This window comes from Halanaerobium sp. ST460_2HS_T2 (assembly GCF_003337665.1).
GTDB classification, from domain to species: domain Bacteria; phylum Bacillota; class Halanaerobiia; order Halanaerobiales; family Halanaerobiaceae; genus Halanaerobium; species Halanaerobium kushneri.
Window position 1 is genome coordinate 13,975 of the sequence record NZ_QPJF01000015.1, and the last position, 14,948, is coordinate 28,922.

Sequence of the window (14,948 nt, forward strand, 5' to 3'; positions counted from 1 at the left end):
ATATTTTTTAGAGAAAAATTATTTTAGCTATTGTGGGGAAAGGATCATAGAATATGCGTCTAGTCTTAACAGAAAATTTAAAAGAAGATATGGAACTTGCCAAACCAATTTATGAAAATGGAAATGTATTACTTAATAAGGGTGTTAGTAATCTCTATAAATATAAAAGAAAACTGCTGGAACTTGGAATAAAGCATCTATATGTAGAAGATAAGTATTCATATGATATCGAAATAAATGAAGCAATTAAGGACAGCACAAGACGTAATGGTAAAAAGATTGTGACTAATACTTTTGATAGAATTAAAAATGGGTTTATAGATTTGAATACTGGTGATTTAAAAAATGTTATTGAAGATATTACTGATGAGCTGGTTTTAAATGAAGATGTTTTATTAAATCTGGTAAGTTTAAAGAGTACCAGCAATTATACTTATGAGCATTCAGTCAATGTAAGTGTTATCTGTATTGCTCTTGGTAAAATGCTTGGTTACAGTAAAAGTGAGCTTTTTAAGCTTGGTATGGGTGGTATGCTGCATGATGTAGGTAAAACTTTAATTCCCGAAGAAATCCTGAATAAGCCAGACAAACTAACAGATCATGAATATGAAGTAATTCAAAATCATCCTGAACTTGGCTTCAACTATCTTCAACAGATAGAATCTATAAGTCCACTATCGCGGATTGTAGTTTATTCACATCATGAGCGAGTTGATGGTTCTGGATATCCACGCGGACTAAAAGGTGATGAAATCCACGAATTTGCCAGAGTGGCTGCTATTGCTGATGTTTTTGATGCGCTGACAAGTGACCGAGTTTATAGGGACAGATGGCCAACCTATAAAGCTGCTGAATATATTATGAATCATACTGAACAGTTATTTGATTATCAGCTGGTTAAAAAGTTTCTGCCCCAGGTTTCTTTTTATCCTAATGGTTCAGAAGTAATTTTAAGTACGGGTCATCGCGCGGTAGTTAGAACACAGAATGTAGGTTTTCCTACCCGGCCAATACTCAGATTAATTGAAGATGATGAAGGCAATGAGTTGGATCGAGAATTGGATCTTTTAAAACATATGAACATCGTAATTACTAAAGTTATTGTTTAAATATCTGATTCAAAAATAATTTTTCTTTAATAAAATTTGAATTTTTTTAAAACTATCTTCCTAAATTACTCAGGGAGGTAGTTTTCTTGATTTAAGAAGCTTTGTAACATTTTTCTTCGATTAATTTAAAGGGATATCACCCTCAATATAGAATATAATTAGCAGGTAGGAAAATTTATTTAATTTTATTTTTTACTAAATGTTTACAGGGAGGAATATCTTTATGACCAATGAGATCACATTTGCTCTGGATATCGGCACCAGAACAATTGTCGGGATATTAATAAAAGAAAATGAAAATGGCTATCAGATTGTCAATTCTGCTGTGCGTGAACATCAGACCAGAGCGATGCTTGATGGTCAGATACATAATGTGGCCCGGGTGGCAGATGCCGTTGCCGAAGTGAAAAAGGAACTGGAAGAAAAATCAGGCCTAAGCTTAAAGAATGTTGCCATAGCAGCAGCAGGAAGAGCCTTAAAAACTGTAACTCAAAGCCACAATATTGAACTGGAAAGAAGCAGATATATAGAAGAAGAAGATCTTAAAACTTTAGAGTTAAAAACTATTCAAAAAGCTCAGGCTGAACTTAAAAAAAATCAGCAGCAGAACCAGTCTTATCAGAATCAGGGACTGGAAACTAAGAAAAATAAAAATAATGCTGTAGATTATCATTTTGTTGGCTATACAGTCCGCAGATATAGTTTGGATGGAATGGAACTGGGTCATTTATTGGGGCAGCGGGGCAAGAATATGGAAGTTGAACTGGTTGCAACTTTTTTACCAAGGATTGTTATCGACTCACTACTTTCTGTAATTAATAGAGTTGGACTGGAAGTTGAACATTTAACACTTGAGCCAATTGCTGCTTCGCAGGTGGTTATTCCAGAAGCAATGAATAATTTTAATCTGGCCCTGGTAGATATAGGGGCTGGAACTTCTGATATTGCAATTAGTAAAAGCGGCTCTATTTCAGGTTACGCAATGGTACCAGTGGCAGGTGACGAAATTACTGAAATTATTTCCGAGAAGTTTTTAATTGATTACAATAATGCTGAAAATGTAAAATGCAGTCTCTTAAAAAATGAAAATCTAGAAGTTAAAACAATTCTGGGGGAAAGCCTGGTGTTAAATAAGGATGAGGTTCTGGCTGCAATCGAGGAACAGCTCGAAAATTTAAGCAGTTCAATTGCAGAAAGTATTTTAGAAATAAATTCCGCTCCACCTCAGGCTGTTATCTTTATTGGAGGAGGGAGTCTGACTCCTGGCCTGAAAGAAAAATTTGCTAAAAAAATTGATATAATTGAGAGTAGAATTGGAATTAGAAAAAGAGAAGACTTAAATAATATTGAAGGTGAAATCGAAGGAGTTAATACGACTCAAACGCTGACTCCACTTGGGATAGCAGTTAGTACTCGAGAAACACAAAGTAAGGCTGTTTTTATTGAAGTTGAGGTCAATGGTGATCGAATAAATCTGCTTACACTATCTCAACCCACAGTTGCTGATGCACTGCTTGCTGCAGATATAGAAATGGAACAGCTTAGTCCTCGTCCGGGGATGGGGATTACTGCTACAGTAAATGGTGAACTAAAAACCGTAAAAGGAGAAATGGGTAGTGCAGCCAAAATATTTTTAAATCAGGAGGAAGCTAAACTTAAACAGAGAGTTTCTAATGGTGATCGGATTAGTTTTCAGGCTGGCAGACCAGGAAAGAATGCTGAGGCAAAAATTAAAGAAATTATTCCAGCTGAGGATCTATGTAATTATGATATATATTTAAATGGCAGTAAAAACAAAGTTGGTACTAGTGTTTTTCAAAATGGAAAACTGGTAAATTTAGAGGAAAAATTAGTTGATGGAGCTGAGATCGAATATACTGTACCAGAAACTATTAGGGAGGCTCTGGCTCAACTGATGGAGGTTCCTGCAGAAACTTTTACTAATGAAAGTGTTAAATATAATTTTAATGGTAGAGAAGAAGAAACTGTCATTTCCAGATTTTCTATTACTACAGTTGAAGGAGAAAAAGTTGATCTGGATCGTTCTTTAGAATCCGATTTAAAACTTCAGATTAAAGAAAAACAGGAAAAAACCCTTACAATCAGGAAGTTACTGCAGGAAAAGGGTAACCAGGAAATTGATTTTTACTTTAATGGCAGTGAGCTAAGTGTTCCCAATCAGAGATGGGAAATAGAGGTCGATGGAGAAAAAGTCGAACTGGATTATAAAATCCAGAATGGGGATCAGATCAGAGCTTTTTCGCGCACCTTAACTGTTGAAGGAGTATTTGATTATATTAATTATGGGATCTCTGGTAAGATGAAGCAGAAGATGCAGTTGGTTTTAAATGGAGAACCAGTTAATCTTTCAGCAAAAATAAATGATGGTGACCGATTAAAAGTTAAATTGAATGCTCAATAAGATATACTAAATATAGATTGGGAGGAATAAAATATGTTTTACCCGCTAAAATTTGATCATAAATATATAGAGAAGATTTGGGGAGGAAATAAACTCCAGAATTATCGCAATGATCTACCAGAGGTGGAAGGACAGATTGGTGAAAGCTGGGATGTTTCTGCTCAGGAAGCAGGGATGAGTATTGTTCAAAATGGCAAATTAAGTGGTAAAAGTCTTAAAGAACTGACTTCAATGTATCCTCAGCAAATTCTGGGAGAGGAAATAGAGGCAGAAGAATTTCCACTTTTATTAAAAATACTTGATGCACAGGCTCAGCTTTCAATTCAGGTTCATCCAGATGATGATTATGCGGCTAAATATTCGGGTGAAGCTGGTAAAACAGAAGCCTGGTATGTTATTGATGCTGATGAAGATTCTTATTTAGTTATTGGTACTGAAGACTGTACAGAAAGCGAATTTAAAAAGGCAGTGCAGAATGATGAAATTAATCAATATGTTAAAAAGATTAAAGTAAAAAAAGGAGATGTCTTTTTTATTAAGGCCGGGCTGCTTCATGCTATAGGAGCTGGAATTATGCTGGCTGAAATACAGCAGAGCAGTGATACAACCTACAGAGTCTATGATTATGGCCGCGGCAGAGAACTGCACTTATCAAAGGCAATGGATGTTATTGATTTTAAATTAAGCTCTGAAAAAAGAAAAGGTCTCAAAGTATGTGGTGATGATTTTGACTACAGCTATTTTTGTTTGAATGATAAATTTGCTCTTGATATTATTAATGTAAAGACAGTCTATCAGGATCAGGGTGACCAGGAGCGATTTTATATTTTAACAGTTGTAGAGGGATCAGGCAAACTATTTTATGATGATCAGGAGCTTGAATTAGCTGAAATTGATAGTGTGTTGATTCCTGCTTATTCGGAAGAGTTTAGGGTGGAAGGGAATTTAAAGCTCATGAAAAGTTATATCCCTGATTTAGATAAAAATCGTCAGCAGATATTATCTGTTGTTGAGTAAATATATAATTTAGTTAAAGTTAAAGATTTCCTTTTCGTTTGCAGGAAGTATTTTGTTTAAAAAATTAGTTTAATATTTTTTATTGAGAAAGGAATTAATAATGGCTTCTAAAAAACCAAACCAGTTAATAAAGTCTCTTGATAGAGCACTTGATATTCTGGAATTAATAGTAGGAAAAGAAAATGGAATGGGTGTAACAGAAATCAGTCGGGAGCTAGATATTCACAAAAGTACAGTTTATCGGCTGCTGGATACTCTTAAATTTAGAGGATATCTGGAAAAGAATGAAGATAACCACAAATATATTGCCGGGATTAATTTATTTGAACTGAGTTCTAAGGTTTTAAATGATATTGACAGCCGAATTAGGGTCCGTCCGTATTTAGAGGAATTGATGCAGAAGACTAAAGAGACAATTCACCTTGGGATTCTCGATTCCGGTGAGGTTATTTATCTGGATAAAGTAGAGAGTACGGCCACAATCCGCATGTATTCGCAGGTCGGTAAAAGAGTTCCGGCTCATTCGACCAGTCTTGGCAAAGCAATAATGGCTCATTTACCAGAAGAAAAAGTTAGAGAAATATTAAAAGAAAAAGGAATGGAGAAAAATACTGAAAATACAATTACCAGTATTGAAGAGTTTCTGATTCATCTAAAAAAAGTAAAAAAACAGGGTTATGCAGTCGACGATGAGGAGCAGGAAGAGGATATCCGCTGTATAGCAGGACCAATTTTTAATCACCGGGGTGAGGTAGTGGCAGCTTTTAGTATTTCAGCTCCCATTACCAGAATGACGGAAAGTAGAATGAGCGAACTGGCTGATCTTGTTGTTGAATATTCTAAAAAAATGTCCAGATCATTGGGGCACAGCAGCTGATTTTCAGTTTAAAGGTGATTAAAGCTTTTTTGATTTTTTTATCTTTTTAAGATAAAATATTTATAAATTGATAATAATTTCTGCTAAATTGTGGAGGAATCGATATATGAAAAATAGAAAAATAGGTATTCCAAGAGCTCTGCTCTATTATTATTATTTCCCTTTCTGGCTTAAACTTTTGACGGAGCTTAATCTGGAACCAGTCATTTCGGACAGTACATCCAGAGAATTACTGGATAAGGGAGTTAAGAAGTCACTGTCTGAAATTTGTGTTCCAATTAAAGTTATGATTGGTCATTTAATAAATTTAGATCAAAAAGAAGTTGATTATATATTTTTACCCAGATTTCGATCAATCCGAAAAGGTGTGGTTTTATGTCCTAAATTTCTGGGTCTGCCGGATATGGTTAAACATTCTCTGCCCGGGTTGAATACAGAGTTGATTTCAGATCAGATTGATTCAAAAAATGATAATATAGCAGATTACTCAAATCATCAAAAGCTGGCTGCAGTTCTAGATATTCCCAAAAAAGAGATGAAAAGAGCTTTAAAAAAAGCATCAGAATTCTGGCAGCGCTACAGGAAACTTCTTTATAAAGGTTATCTGGTTGATGATTTTGCAAAGATCGAGGATATTGAAGCGCTGGAAAGTTTAATTTCTAAATTTGAAACTGATAATAATTTACCTCAGAGCAAAAGAAAAAAAATAAAAACTGCTGGTAAGGAAGAGATTGTTGATATTGCTCTGATTGGATATGTTTACAATGTATTTGATCAGTACATAAATATGGATATTATAAATAAACTTAAAGAAATGGGAGTTCGCGTTCATACTTTTTCTATGGTAGCAGAAGAAATAATAGAAAAGGAATTATCAAGATTGCGAAAACCGATGTTCTGGGAGTTTACAAACAAACTTTATGGAGCGGCAGAACACTATTTTAAAAATGATAAAATAGATGGAGTTATTCACCTAACGGCCTTTGGTTGTGGTCCTGACTCAATGCTTGGTCAGATTTTAGAAGTGGATGCTAAAGAAAATAATAAAGCTTTTATGACTTTAAGAATTGATGAGCAGACCGGCGAAAGTCATATTATAACCAGAATTGAAGCTTTTATTGATTTACTCAGACTAAAAAAGGAGAAAAACTAATATGCGATTATCTTTTCCTTACATGGGTCCTACAATTGTATATAAAAAGCTTTTTGAACTGCTGGGTCATGATGTTGTAATGCCTCCCAAACCGAATAAAGAAATCATTGATCTGGGGGTAAAATACAGTCCTGAATTTGCCTGTTTTCCCTTTAAGGTGATAACAGGTATTTATTTAAAACTTATGGAGAAAAATGTTAATACTTTAGTTACAAGTGGGGGGCATGGTCCCTGCCGTGCAGGTTATTATGGCGAGGTTCATAAAAAAATATTAAAAGATTTGGGTTATGATGTGGAAATTATAGTTATTGATTCTCCTCATGATGATTATAAATATTTTTATGATATTGTTAAAAGATTAAAAGGAGATAGTTCCTGGTTTAAGGTAGCAAAAGTAATTAAAACAATTTATGATCTGACTCGTGCTCTTGATGAAATTGAAAAAAAGATAGAGGTATTAAGAGCCTATAGTGACAGCGGTAAAATAAATAGAATCTGGATGGATGCTCAACAGGATTTTTATCAAATAAAGTCTGCAGCTGAAGTCAAAGAAATTAAAAATAAGTATTTAAATAAATTAGAGAAATTTAAAACTTCAATACCACCTGAAAATGAACGTTATCGAATTGGAATTATTGGTGAAATCTATGTGGTGCTAGAACAGTCTATTAATAATCAAATTGAAGAAAAAGTTAACCGCTTTGGCTTTGAGGTTGAACGTTCTCAATATCTAACTGATTGGGTTAGAGACAATGCCCTTCCTTTTACAGGTAAGGATTTAGAAGAAATTGAAGCTAAAGGAGAAGAATTTATAGAGATTGAAATTGGTGGTCATGCACGAGGAAATATTGGTCATGCTATTGATTTTAAAGAAAAAGGTTTCGATGGGATTATTCATCTTAAACCTTTTGGGTGTTTACCTGAGCTTGTATCTCAGAGTGTAATGGATGATCTATCCGAAAAATACGAAATACCGGTCTTAACTATTTCTATAGACGAACAGACGGCTGATGCTAATGTACTGACAAGAGTAGAAGCTTTTCTGGACATGATTAAAGAAAAAGATTACAGGGAGGTTATGTAGATGAAAAATCTTTATCTGGGTGTAGATATAGGTTCAGTTAGCATCAATATTGTTGCAATTGATGAAGCAAATAAATTACAGTTTAAACTTTATACCCGTAACTCAGGTAATCCAATTGAACTTGTCAAAAAAGGTTTAAGTAAATTTGAAGATGAAATAGAAATTCAAAATTATCAAATCAGTGGAGTTGGAGTGACTGGTAGTGGACGCCAGCTGATTGCTTATGTACTCGGTGCTGATACTGTTAAAAATGAAATTACAGCTCATGCTAGAGCTTCAACCTATTATCATCCTGATGCCGGTACTATCTTTGAAATCGGTGGTCAGGATTCGAAATTAATTATTGTTGAGGATGGGATAGCAGTTGATTTTGCCATGAACACTGTCTGTGCTGCCGGAACAGGTTCTTTTCTTGATCATCAGGCGGAAAGGCTGGGAGTTCCAATTGAAGAGTTTGGTGGGTTAGCCCTGGAAGCTGATCGTGATGTAAGGATTGCCGGCCGCTGTACAGTTTTTGCAGAATCAGATATGATTTCAAAACAGCAGTATGGTTTTACTAAGCCAGAAATTATCAAAGGTCTCTCAAAGGCACTGGTTAGAAACTATATGAATAACCTTGTGCGGAATAGAGTTTTAGAAGGAAGATATATATTTCAGGGTGGTGTGGCAGCTAATGTTGGAATTAAAGCTGCCTTTGAAGACGAAATTGACGCAGAAGTTACTGTGCCTGAGCATCATGATGTAATGGGAGCAATTGGAATTGCCATGCTTGCCAAAAGGGATGTTAAAAGAAGTGGTAAGGCCAGCAGTTTTAGAGGCTTTGATCTAACAGAGCAGCAGTTTGAAACTAAAAGTTTTGAGTGTGGAGACTGTGCCAATAACTGTGAGGTAATTAAAGTTATTGCAGATGGAAAAGTAATAGCAGTTACTGGAGATCGTTGTGGTAAATGGGAAGCTTCTTTGATTGGTGATAGTGTGGTTAGTTCTGAGACTGACTCCAGAAAAGAAGAAAGTTCAGCTGATAAAATTTCAAAAAAGAAAAATAAGGACCCTGAAGAGATTGAGGTTGATCTCTATAAGGTAGATCCAGAAGAGGAAAAGCAGGTAATGAAAGAACTGGAAGAACTAGAAGATCAGGAAGAGCTGGAAGAATCGGATAAAGATGAAAAAGAAGATAATGTTCTGGTTTAAAGTATAAAAGTAGTTTAAAAAATTAATTATTTAATAAGCGAGGTGCCAGATGGATTACCGTTTAGAAGAAGATAGTTTGGGACAGGTAAAAGTTCCCAGTGATAAACTATATGGTGCACAGACTGCAAGGGCAGTGGAAAACTTTCCGATTGGTGAAGAAAAAATGCCGACAGAAATTATCAGAGCTTATGGGGTTGTCAAAAAAGCTGCTGTACTGGCCAATTATGAGCAGGAATTGATTAGTAGAGAAAAGAGAGATTATATTTTAAAGGCAGCCGATGAATTAATCGCGGGGAAGCTGGATCAGCATTTTCCTATTTCACTCTGGCAGACAGGTTCGGGAACTCAGACAAATATGAATGTTAATGAGGTGCTGGCAAATAGGATTTCAGAGATGGCAGGGGAAGAACCAGGCAGTAAAAAACCTGTACACCCCAATGATGATGTCAATATGTCTCAATCATCTAATGATACTTTTCCTACCGCAATGGCTCTGGCAGCTGTCAGCAGAACTGAAGATTTTTTGCTGCCGATTTTTGAAAAATTACAGACAGAATTGGAACAAAAAGCTGAAAAGTATTCAGATTTAGTTAAAGTTGGCCGAACTCATTTAATGGATGCAACCCCTATAACTTTAGGCCAGGAGTTTGCAGCATTTTCGGCCCAGATTACTGATATTATTGAAATGCTTAAAGATAGTCTTAAATATATAAAAAAGTTGCCACTGGGAGGAACTGCTGTTGGGACTGGTTTAAATACTAAGGTGGGTTTTGCTGAGAAAGCAGTTAAATTTATTAATCTGGAAACTAAAAATTCTTTTAAAGTGGCTCAGAACAAATCAGCCGGTATTGCAGCTCATGATAGTTTTGTTAATTTAAGTGGGGTTTTAAAAACAGCAGCTTCTTTTTTAATGAAGCTTGCAAATGATACTCGCTGGCTTGCATCTGGTCCGCGTTGTGGTATTGGTGAAATTAAAATACCTAAAAATGAGCCTGGTAGTTCAATTATGCCGGGAAAGGTTAATCCAACTCAGGCGGAAGCTTTATTTCAGGTAGCTGCACAGGTAATGGCAAATGATACAGCTGTTAATATTGGTGGGGGTAGTGGTAATTTTCAGCTTAATGTTGCTAAACCTTTAATTATCCACAATATTTTACAATCTATCAGCTTACTTGGAGATGCGGTTAAATCTTATAATCAGCGCTGTCTAAAGGGGATTGGAGCCAATCAGGAACAAATTGAATCTTATCTTGATAGCTGTTTGATGTTAGTTACGGTTTTAAATCCGATTATTGGTTATGATAAGGCAGCCCAAATCGCCCAGAAAGCTTTTAAAGAAAATTTAAGTTTAAAAGAAGCTGCAGTTAATCTTAATTATTTAACTGAAGCAGAATTTGAACAATATGTAGATCCTAAAAAGATGACCGAGCCCAATCTGGAGTAGCATACTAGTACCGTGAACCACCCGATATATGTCGGAATGTGTCGTTTGGAAAACACCTATAAATAAATATATATAATTACAAGTTCTGAGAATTAAACTCAGAACTTTTTCTTTTGGAAGATAATATAATTTTACTAAATTTATTGGTAATACTTATTATTAAAGCTATTAAAGCACTTTTTTTGCTCTAAAAAAGAGGACTTCTGCCAAAAATATTGAATTATATTAAAGAGTAATCTGACAGCAGAATGAGACTAGCTTAAATAAAATGAGCCGAGCTTACCTTCGTAAATTGAGCTTAGAAATACAGATAACGAAGGGAGCTGAATCTTAATGAAAAAGCTTTATGTTGCTATAACAACTGCTTTGATTACATTTGGTACAGCTATTTCCGTATTAGCTGAATCAAGTAAGTGGTAAAATTTTAAAATATCTGCTGTCAGATTTATTAATAAAGAGGTGATTACAATTGAGTAAAAAGTTAAAAGCTTATTTAACAATAATATATTTAGCTTGTTTTTCTGTACTTGTTATATTATCTATTAATTATAGTTATAAGATTGATTTCTTTGATATAACTTTTTTATTAATTGTGACATTTGTGATGAATAATTATAGTATTTTCTTTAATTATATTACAGAAATTAAAACATCTATGACTTTACCAGTTTTATTAAGTGCATTTTATTTTGTTAATCCTTTATGGGCAGGTATTATTGCTGCTGTGGGCACAATAACTTTTAAAGAGGAAATAAAATATTTTGTCTGGTATAAGTTTTTGTTTAATCGAGCTGTTTTTTTTCTTGCATCTTCTGCAGGAGCTTTAATTTTTAACTTAACTACCCCTGTGCTTGACAGTAATTCTTTTCCAATTATGTCTACTTTATTTGCCAGTATTATTTATTTTATTGTTAACAATTTTCTAGTGTATGTTGTAATTAATTTAGCTGATAATGATGTAAATCAAATGTCATTATTAAGTTATTTCAGGGAGCTTTCCAAAAATCTGATTACTTCTTACTTTTTAGGATTGGTTTTACTCGCTTCCTATATGTATTTCAGTAAAGTGCTATTTGTTCTTGTCATTATCTTATTATTTATTATTAAAGATTTTTTCTATTCACGGTTGCAGCAGATGAACTCCTATACCCAGATAATCGAAAGTTTTCTTAAAGTAATTGATTCAAAAGATCATTATACTGAGGGTCATTGTGAGCGGGTGGCCAATTATACATACCATCTTTGTAATGAAATGAATTTATCCAGAGCAAAGTCAGAAAAGATTATCAGTATTGCTAAGATCCATGATATTGGTAAAATTTATGTTGATGATGATATTTTAAGAAGCTCAGATAAGTTGAGTGAGCAGGAGTATAAGGAGATTAAACGACATACAGAGTATGGATATCAACTTTTAAAGGACATTGATTTAATCAATGATGAGCTTGATATAATTCTTTATCATCATGAACGTTGGGATGGCAGAGGATATCCCGAAGGACTTAAAGGAGAAAAAATTCCGGTAGGAGCTAGAATTTTAACGGCCTGTGACTCACTGGATGTTATGATTACCGGGAGAACATATAAACCTCCGATGACAAAAGAAGAAATTATTGCTGAGTTTAAAAAGTGTTCTGGAGGGCAGTTTGATCCAGAAATTGCCCGGAAAATGATCCAGTTGATTAAAGATGGATATTTTGATGACAAATTTAAAAGTGAAGAAAAAATTAGGGAATTAGAGTTGTCACTTGAATACTAATCTATCAGGAAAAGGGGAGAGCTGAATATGAATACAGAAATAAAGAAATTGATTCAGGAACTTGAGGGAGTAGTATCCTGTAATTTAACAGGGGTAGATGAGATAGATGAAATCCATATTATAGCCGATAAGAAAAGAGATCCCAAGCGAATAGTCAGAGATGTAGAAACAGTTTGTCTGGTACATAAAGATTTTAAGATTGACCATAAAAAAATCAGTATTGCCAGAATAGACAGTGATTTTTCAGAGGCAATGGAAGGTTATGCGAATGATCGAATAGAGTTAGTTTCAATTTATACTGAAAATAATCGTTCTCGCTGTAATGTAGAAATGAAAATAAATGGCCAGGAGATTAAAGAAAGTTTTGAAGCACAAATTGGTGAAAATATAGAAAAATTGATCGGGAGGTCTGTTTTGACAATTTTGAACAAGTTTGTGGAATTTAATCTTCAGCTTATTGTAGATGATATTTTTACTATTAAAGGTAAAGAGGACCTTGTAATTGCTCAAATTTCGATGTATAATCCAGAGAATAATATGATGCAGGAGAAATTAGTTGGGGCAGTTCATGTAAATAATAATATATCTTTAGCAATAGCAAAAGCCTGTTTAAAAGCAGTTAACCGTAAAATTTGTAATTATCTTTAAAAAATGAATACGGGGTGATTATCTTGCTGAAAAAAATATTTATATTATTACTTCTATTAATAATTTCATTTTCCTTGTATACAGTGCTTGCCAATATTTATCTTGATCGACAGTATAAGCAGGATGTCAGCTCGATGCAGAGAAGATATACACTCAGTGATAATATTACTATTCCTAATCCAAACAGTATTTCTATTCCGTCTTCATTAAGGAGATATATTCAGCTTAGTATTCCTGATCGTAATAACTTATCAACTTATGTTAATTTAAATTATTCTGGTAAATTTCGCAAAGACAAGTATGGTGAGATGTATGATTTTAAAGTAAAATCCTTTTATAATTTAAAAAACGAAGAATTTGTTAGTGAGTGGTTTATTGATGAAAATCGTATTATTTTTGATAAGTTAAGAGAAGTATCAATTGGAGAAAATCAGATTTATGAATTCAAATATTTAGGGGTTAAAAATGAACGAGAGGTTTATGGACAGGCTGCCAGGAATTTTTTGGGAAGCCGCATGATTATTGATGCAGTTTATTTTCCCTATTATTATTTATCGAGTGAAAATATAGATTATAAATATATGAGTAATAACCGGACTTTATTAGAGTTGGATACTGATACTGGTAAAATAAACTTTGTTCTTGAATTCAATGACGATGGTCTTTTAAGCACAATCACTTCGGGCAAATTTAGTTTTGATGGAAATAGTGTCAGCCTTAAGGCATCTTATAATGATTATATTGATTATAAAAATTATTATCTCCCTGGCTCAATTACTGTGGAGATAGAAAATAATTTTGATAAATATATTTTATATGAAGCTAATCTTGACAGTGTTGTTTACAGATGAATATGAAAGCTTTAGAATACCTTTTAGTGTAAATAAAAAAGGTATTTTTTCTGTGACATAGCTCACGGAAATTAAAGAATAAAAACTGTACAATAAACTTGACAAAAGAAGTCGGAATTAATATAATATGTATTGACAGGTCAAATCTGTCTTTACATATTCTAATATAATAACTTTCAAAAAGTATAAGAATATAAGGAGGAGTTTTAAATGTTTAGAAAAGTAAAAGATGATATCTACAGTGTAGGAGTTATTGACTGGCATCGTAAATTATTTGATGAGTTGATTCCACTACCTGATGGTACAAGTTATAACTCGTATTTTATTAAAGGTGAAGAAAAGAGTGCTATTATTGATACAGTAGAACCTGATTTTGTTCAGGATTTTTTAGATAATCTTGACGATCTTGGCGTAGAAAAAATTGATTATATTATCTCCAATCATGCTGAGCAGGATCATTCGGGTTCCATTCCTTATTTATTAGAAAAATATCCGGAGGCTGAGGTTTTAACTTCCAAAAAAGCTAAACCAATGCTTTTGGATTTAATGGAACTTGATGCAGATAAGATTAGAGTGGTTGAAGATGGCGAAACTGTTGATCTGGGTGGACGTACTTTAGAGTTTATTGATACTCCCTGGGTTCACTGGCCTGAAACAATGTCCACTTATCTGCAGGAAGAAAACATTTTATTTCCCTGTGATTTCTTTGGCTCTCATCTGGCAACAAGTGATTTGTTTGTAGAAAACCATAGTGAAGTTTATAAAGCTGCTAAAAGGTATTATGCAGAAATTATGATGCCTTTTAGAATGATAATCAAAAAGAATCTGGCAAAATTAGAAGATTATGAGATTGAGATGATTGCACCGAGTCATGGTCCAATTTATGATAATCCGGAAATGATCTTAGAAGCTTATCAGGAGTGGGTAAGTGATGAAGTCAAACCAGAAGTTGTAGTTCCTTATGTTTCTATGCATGGAAGTACTGATGACTTAATTAAATATTTTATTAGTCAGTTAATCGATGAAGGGGTTAAGGTTAAACCATTTAATCTGGCAGATGTTGATTTAGGAGATCTGGCAATTTCTCTGGTTGATGCTTCAACTGTAATCTTTGGTTCTCCAACTGTTTTAACCGGTCCACATCCTTCTGCAGTATATGCAGCTTATCTGGCCAATGTTTTAAAGCCTAAAACTCGCTATGCTTCAATTATTGGATCTTATGGCTGGGCAGGTAGAATGACTGATAAACTTTTAGAGCTGATGCCTAATCTGAAAGTTGATCTCTATGATCCAGTAGTTGCTAAGGGTCATGGATCGGAAGAAGACTATCAGGAAATCGACCGCCTGGTAGAAGAAGTAAAAGCTGATCTGGATAATTTAGAATAAAATATAA

At 34.0% G+C, this 14,948-nt stretch carries 11 protein-coding genes and 1 pseudogene; all 12 read left to right on the top strand.

Going from position 1 to position 14,948, the window contains the following annotated elements:
• The first annotated feature begins 53 nt into the window (after positions 1 to 53).
• The 12 genes and pseudogenes from DFR80_RS08365 to DFR80_RS08420 all read left to right on the top strand — a co-directional run bounded on the left by DFR80_RS08365 (position 54) and on the right by DFR80_RS08420 (position 14,941).
• Positions 54 to 1,109 carry an HD-GYP domain-containing protein gene (locus DFR80_RS08365; RefSeq protein ID WP_076544258.1) on the top strand — a complete coding sequence of 352 codons (1,056 nt, stop codon included), beginning with the start codon at positions 54 to 56 and terminating at the stop codon, positions 1,107 to 1,109.
• A gap of 223 nt (positions 1,110 to 1,332) precedes the next feature.
• Positions 1,333 to 3,531 (top strand): cell division FtsA domain-containing protein, encoded by a 2,199-nt coding sequence (locus DFR80_RS08370; protein WP_114489714.1) that lies wholly within the window; start codon positions 1,333 to 1,335, stop codon positions 3,529 to 3,531.
• A 33-nt stretch (positions 3,532 to 3,564) separates the two neighbouring features.
• On the top strand, positions 3,565 to 4,548 hold the full coding sequence (locus DFR80_RS08375; protein WP_076544260.1) for a type I phosphomannose isomerase catalytic subunit: 984 nt from the start codon (positions 3,565 to 3,567) through the stop codon (positions 4,546 to 4,548).
• A 100-nt stretch (positions 4,549 to 4,648) separates the two neighbouring features.
• On the top strand, positions 4,649 to 5,425 hold the full coding sequence (locus tag DFR80_RS08380) for an IclR family transcriptional regulator (protein ID WP_076544261.1): 777 nt from the start codon (positions 4,649 to 4,651) through the stop codon (positions 5,423 to 5,425).
• A gap of 106 nt (positions 5,426 to 5,531) precedes the next feature.
• Positions 5,532 to 6,578, top strand: coding sequence for an acyl-CoA dehydratase activase-related protein (locus DFR80_RS08385; RefSeq protein ID WP_114489715.1), 1,047 nt, complete (start codon positions 5,532 to 5,534; stop codon positions 6,576 to 6,578).
• Position 6,579: 1 nt separating this feature from the next.
• Positions 6,580 to 7,662, top strand: a complete 1,083-nt coding sequence (locus tag DFR80_RS08390; protein WP_114489716.1) for an acyl-CoA dehydratase activase-related protein — start codon at positions 6,580 to 6,582, stop codon at positions 7,660 to 7,662.
• Positions 7,663 to 8,628: pseudogene (locus DFR80_RS08395) on the top strand (acyl-CoA dehydratase activase); the annotation flags it as partial.
• 274 nt (positions 8,629 to 8,902) lie between these two features.
• The gene (fumC, locus tag DFR80_RS08400; protein ID WP_114489717.1) at positions 8,903 to 10,297 is read left to right on the top strand and encodes a class II fumarate hydratase; all 1,395 of its coding nucleotides are present in this window, start codon (positions 8,903 to 8,905) and stop codon (positions 10,295 to 10,297) included.
• A 469-nt stretch (positions 10,298 to 10,766) separates the two neighbouring features.
• Positions 10,767 to 12,056 (top strand): HD-GYP domain-containing protein, encoded by a 1,290-nt coding sequence (locus DFR80_RS08405; RefSeq protein WP_114489718.1) that lies wholly within the window; start codon positions 10,767 to 10,769, stop codon positions 12,054 to 12,056.
• A 27-nt stretch (positions 12,057 to 12,083) separates the two neighbouring features.
• The gene (locus DFR80_RS08410; RefSeq protein ID WP_076544266.1) at positions 12,084 to 12,704 is read left to right on the top strand and encodes a hypothetical protein; all 621 of its coding nucleotides are present in this window, start codon (positions 12,084 to 12,086) and stop codon (positions 12,702 to 12,704) included.
• A 23-nt stretch (positions 12,705 to 12,727) separates the two neighbouring features.
• Entirely contained in the window at positions 12,728 to 13,555 is an 828-nt protein-coding gene (locus DFR80_RS08415; RefSeq protein ID WP_147270181.1) for a DUF6544 family protein, read from the top strand.
• 210 nt (positions 13,556 to 13,765) lie between these two features.
• The gene (locus tag DFR80_RS08420; RefSeq protein ID WP_114489720.1) at positions 13,766 to 14,941 is read left to right on the top strand and encodes an FprA family A-type flavoprotein; all 1,176 of its coding nucleotides are present in this window, start codon (positions 13,766 to 13,768) and stop codon (positions 14,939 to 14,941) included.
• The last annotated feature ends 7 nt before the right edge of the window (positions 14,942 to 14,948 follow it).